3 protein-coding genes and 2 pseudogenes are annotated in these 4110 nt (G+C 52.7%); 4 read left to right on the top strand and 1 reads right to left on the bottom strand.

All coding sequences use genetic code 11. From position 1 onward, the window contains the following. Positions 1-124, top strand: a pseudogene (locus AB3X96_RS42020) (IS5/IS1182 family transposase); the annotation flags it as partial. A 37-nt stretch (positions 125-161) separates the two neighbouring features. Here AB3X96_RS42020 and AB3X96_RS42025 read toward each other — a convergent pair. Beyond that, positions 162-335: pseudogene (locus tag AB3X96_RS42025) on the bottom strand (IS6 family transposase); the annotation flags it as partial. Between the two features lie 676 nt (positions 336-1011). Between AB3X96_RS42025 and gspD the strand changes: the two are divergent. From gspD to AB3X96_RS42040, 3 genes are read left to right on the top strand one after another with little or no spacing between them, the layout of a single operon-like run. Beyond that, positions 1012-3240, top strand: a complete 2229-nt coding sequence (gene gspD / locus AB3X96_RS42030) for a type II secretion system secretin GspD (RefSeq protein ID WP_368594350.1) — start codon at positions 1012-1014, stop codon at positions 3238-3240. Between the two features lie 15 nt (positions 3241-3255). Then, a complete protein-coding gene (locus AB3X96_RS42035; protein WP_176112392.1) occupies positions 3256-3663 on the top strand; it encodes a hypothetical protein in 408 nt (135 codons plus the stop codon). 8 nt (positions 3664-3671) lie between these two features. After that, complete coding sequence (locus AB3X96_RS42040) at positions 3672-3821, top strand: hypothetical protein (protein WP_246392557.1); 150 nt, start codon at positions 3672-3674, stop codon at positions 3819-3821. The last annotated feature ends 289 nt before the right edge of the window (positions 3822-4110 follow it).

Genomic DNA, 4110 nt, shown 5'->3' on the forward strand with positions numbered 1-4110 from the left:
CAACCGTTTCCGGCGTCTCGCACGTGACTATGAACGGCTCCCCGAAACTCTCGCTGGGCTTCATTTCGTCGTCTTCGCAATGCTCATGCTTGTCCACGCCGTGTCAGTACTTCAAAGTTCCTAACACTCTCTAAACTCTCATTCTTACCGCGACAGAACCTATAGCGGCGCACCCAACGCAGAATCGTCGTGTGAGCCAGCGACAACCCTCGCTCAGCCATCATCTCGACGAGATCGCGCAGGCTGAGTTTGTAGCGCAGATACCAGCGCACACAAAGAATGATCACCTCACGGTCAAAATGACGGCCAGCGAATAGCCCGTCCAGACTCTTCAGCGCTTGTTCATCGCGGCTTCTCAAATCGGTCAGGGCGACACTCTAACCGATCCTTGCGCTATTTGCACCACAACCAACCGAGGAGTGTTCACTGCAAATGAACCATCCCCGAATCCTCTTTCCGTCGACCAATTTGATCCGCAGGTTCACTCTCTCGATGGCGTGAAAGCTCTCTTCACGGGTCACACGGCCAACGGATTGGAGCGCATCCTGATCGATCTGTTTTGAGAGCAGGCGCCTTATCGCCTTTTCATGAAATCTCCTATGTGCATAATCGCACTCGGCTTTCTATCAAAGAAACTTCCAAAACGTATCAAAACAATTTGATTCCACAAAATTACGTTTTTTGCATAAGATCGCGTCAAATTTAAGGCGCGCACGCTCTTTCGCTGGTCTGTCGTGGCCACAGGTCAGATCCATCTTCGATGTTTGACCTAGGACAAAGCGCGTCCGTGATTGGCGTACAGTTGCTCACGGCGATGCCAACCTTTATGCGATCCGGAGCGGGATGGCACTGTAAGGGCGACGACGTTTGCGTTCTATTAACAAATGACATTCCCTCACTCAGGCAGTAATCGAGGTGCTCGTGTCATCTCCCCTAGGCATAATCCATCACCCTTGCCGAACGGCGGCAGCCAGTCTGGGCAACTCAATCGGTGGGAACACATCACATTCCATGAGAAGAGATCGTAAGGTTTTGGGAGTTGTCGCGATGGCACTTCTAGCGGTTGGGTTGATCACCACGCACATCGTGTATGCGCAGGTAACGCTAAATTTCGTCAATGCAGACATCGATCAGGTGGCGAAGGCTATCGGAGCTGCGACCGGCAAAACTATCGTTGTTGACCCCCGTGTGAACGGACAACTGAATCTTGTGTCGGAAAATCCGGTGCCCGAGGACTTGGCTCTCAAGACGCTACAGTCATCGTTGCGTATGCAAGGGTTCTCTCTGGTTCAAGACCATGGTCTTCTGAAGGTGGTGCCCGAAGCCGATGCAAAGCTGCAGGGTGTCCCGACATATGTGGGCAACGTTGCACCTGCACGCGGCGATCAAGTTGTCACGCAGATACTTCATCTAAGAAACGCGTCGGCCAACAACGTTTTGCCTGTTGTGCGCTCGTTGATTTCACCAAACAACACGGTATCCGCCTATCCGTCGAATAACACAATCGTTGTCACCGATTACGCGGATAATGTACAGCGAATTGGACAAATCATCGCAGGCATTGACACACCGGGTCAGCACTCAGCAGTCGTCTTAATGAAAAACGCGAATGCGCTTGATGCGGCACCGCAACTCGCAAAGATGCTTGATCCTGGAGCAATTGGGAACACCGATGCCACGATGAAGGTTTTGGTTACCGCGGACGCACGCACCAATTCGATATTGGTGCGTGCGTCGAACGACGCAAGGCTATTAGAAGCGAAAAAACTGGCACAGCAGCTGGATGCGCCGACTGCGCAACTTGGTAATATGCACGTTGTGCCGCTGCGTAACGCTAATGCGGTGAAGCTTGCAGAGACTCTGCGGGGAATGCTCGGCAAAGGCGGTGATACCGGTTCGAGCTCAAGCGAGGGCACAAATACAGGCAATCAGAATGCCGGTTCATCCTCGTCCTTCGGCAGCAATTCAACTGGCACATCAGGGATGCCGCCATTACCCTCTGGCTCATCTTCATCGCCTCCCTTTGGTAGTTCACAGTCTGGTTCAAGTGGGACGAACAGTGCGGTTGGTCTACTTGGAAACAATAAAGATAAAAGCGATGATAATCAGCAAGGCGGGATGATCCAAGCGGATGCTGCGTCTAATTCATTAATTATCACGGCATCCGAGCCGGTATACCGTAATCTGCGTGCAGTTATCGACGAACTGGACTCCCGGCGCGCGCAGGTCTATATCGAAGCGCTTATTGTCGAACTGAATTCGGATACCAGCGCAAATCTTGGAATCCAGTGGCAGATCGGAAACAACACTGTCGTAGGCGGTACGAATCTATCGACCGGAAGCGGAAACAGCATCGTAAATTTGAGCGGTGCACTTGCGAATGGCGCAACTGGTCTCGCGACTGCAGGGCTATCGCAAGGGCTCAATATAGGTCTAGTACGCAATTTCCTCGGTGTGCAAGGTCTTGGCGCTCTGCTGCAAGCTTTTGCAAATTCCTCCGATGCAAACGTTCTTTCGACACCAAACCTCATCTCGCTTGACAATGAGGAAGCAAAAATTGTCGTCGGTACAAACGTGCCGGTTATAAGGGAATCCTATGCCAGTCTCACAAGTACCAGCGGCAGCAACCCGTCGACCCTTAACACTGTTGATCGGGTCGATGTCGGCTTGACGCTGGATATTAAACCGCAGATCACCGAGGGTGGCATCCTAAAATTACAGCTCGCTACGGAGATTTCCTCGATCGTAGGCTCCACGACCGACGTATCGACCAATCCAAACGGCCCACAATTCACTAGGCGCTCGATTCAATCTACTGTACTTGCAGACGATGGTGAGATTATTGTGTTAGGCGGCTTGATGCAGGACAATTATGTTGTTAGCAACAGCAAGGTACCGCTGCTTGGCGATATCCCGTGGCTCGGCCCGTTGTTCCGCTCCGAAAATAAAACCCGATCCAAAACCAATCTACTTGTATTCCTGCGCCCTGTCATTATCAGAGACCGGGCTACTGCTCTTGCGGTGACACAAAATCGCTACGATCACATTCAAGGTGTGCAGGGTGCATATAGATCGGATAACAATCTCATCAAGGATAAGGACGATCCGGTAGTTCCGCCGAGGCCGACAGGTCCAACTGAAGGGGGGGCAACGCTGAACCTTTTCGATCTTGACAGGCTGCGCCGTCAGCAGGCAGCGCCTCAACAAACTCCAGCCCCGACCGGCGTGGAACAACCGTAAAACGAGAGGTCAAAATTGAGTGATATAGATCCTGACGCTGATTCATCGTGCTTTGTTGTAACATTTGAGTTGGATTCAAAGGGAGACAGCCGCGCAACATTGGCGTTTCCTGAGTCCGTTGTACGGATGAATGCGAATAATTTAAGTAAATTAATCGAGACATTAGGGCGCGTACGTCTGAATATGGTGCCGCAGATCGATACTGCGCCCCCCGACCTTAATCAGAAACTGGAGTCCGTTGCCTTTCCGCCGTGGCAGATTAGCCTAGAAACGATGACTGACGGTATCTTGCTCCATTTGCGGCACCCTGGGTTTGGCTGGCAGGGGTTCGTCATTAACGGAGACGACCTAATCGCCATGCGGGACACTATTTCAGACGCGATCGCCGAAATACAGGATCAGCCTGCCCGCCCCGCCAATTAGTGCAGATAGTGGCGTTCAAGCTGATTGAAGCGGCCGAGCAGACCTGGAGAAAGATCCGCGGCGTCGACAAGTTCGAACCGCTTCTGAAGGGCATTCCCTTCAAGGACGGCACTCCGGTGATTGAAAGCACACCGGCTCCTCAAGCGCTGGCCGCCTGATCATGCCGCCCGACCCGTGTACACCATGCATGGACGCCCCCGGCTTGCCAAGGCTCTCATTTGCAACGAAGGTCAGGTAATGATTGCGGCCATGCTTCCGGACTTCACTGTCCGGCGCGAGGCCGGCGGTCCCCGATGGAATACGCTGACCGGACTCTCATCAGTCGGGTCTGAATAATTCGTTTTCGGCGACGACGCCGTTCATGGTGTCGAAGCGGAAGCCGCGGAGCGGTTGAGCAATGCGACAAGTACAAGGACGTAAAAACGCCGCAGCTTTCTGAGGATCATG

It is taken from the genome of Paraburkholderia sp. BR13439 (assembly GCF_040948805.1).
GTDB classification, from domain to species: Bacteria; Pseudomonadota; Gammaproteobacteria; order Burkholderiales; family Burkholderiaceae; genus Paraburkholderia; species Paraburkholderia youngii.